The organism is Acidocella sp. MX-AZ02 (genome assembly GCF_000306035.1).
GTDB classification, from domain to species: Bacteria; Pseudomonadota; Alphaproteobacteria; order Acetobacterales; family Acetobacteraceae; genus Acidocella; species Acidocella facilis.
This window is the reverse complement of sequence record NZ_JH976277.1, coordinates 1-405: the sequence shown is the minus strand read 5'-3', so window position 1 is coordinate 405 and position 405 is coordinate 1. Positions and strand designations below refer to the sequence as shown.

Sequence of the window (405 nt, the reverse complement as noted above, 5' to 3'; positions counted from 1 at the left end):
ACCAATACCGAACTCATGAACAAGTCAGGAACGCCCTCAGTGCTACGCGCAGAGGGCGTTGTTTTTGTTGGGGTGGGAGGTAGGCCGAGACGAACCATCGAGGCCAGTGCGCCGGTCAGGATGATTTGCGGCTCGCCATCTTTGGGAGCTGGACCGACCTCTATCCGCTCAATCAGATCGCGCATGGCTTCCAGGGAAGCGTTATTGCTGCCGTTGGCCGCAGCGAGTTCGGTGTGTAATGCGGCAACCCGTTGCCGATACAGCCCAGCCAGGTTCGGGTGGATCGCAGGCGCTGGTGCTGCTGGGGCGGCGAGGCGCTCCTGCAACGACGCCTTCTGTTGGGAAAGATCGTCCAATTGCTGTTTAAGCTCGTCGCTGCGGAACCCATCCATGATGGCCTCGACG

Annotated in this window: 1 pseudogene; it reads right to left on the bottom strand. The window is 60.2% G+C overall.

The window, feature by feature from the left end:
• Nucleotides 1-405 (bottom strand): annotated as a pseudogene (locus MXAZACID_RS19590) (serine recombinase); the annotation flags it as partial.